The 226-nt window shown below is 66.4% G+C and carries 1 pseudogene; it reads left to right on the forward strand.

Going from position 1 to position 226, the window contains the following annotated elements:
* A pseudogene (locus ASF72_RS20900) lies at positions 1 to 226 on the forward strand (UTP--glucose-1-phosphate uridylyltransferase); the annotation flags it as partial.

Consider the following 226-nt stretch of genomic DNA (forward strand, 5'->3'; position numbering starts at 1 on the left):
TGACCTGCTGATGATTACGGGACGGAACAAGCGTGCCCTGGAGGACCACTTTGACCGGGAACCCGGCCTGGAAGGTGCACTGGAGCGGAAGGGTGACACGGACAAGCTTGCCGCCGTGGAGCACGCCTCCAACCTGGGGCCCATCCACTACGTGCGCCAGGGTGAGGCCAAGGGCCTGGGCCATGCGGTGCTGTGCGCCAGCCAGCACGTGGGCAACGAGCCGTTC

Source organism: Arthrobacter sp. Leaf141 (assembly GCF_001424565.1).
GTDB lineage: Bacteria > Actinomycetota > Actinomycetes > Actinomycetales > Micrococcaceae > Arthrobacter.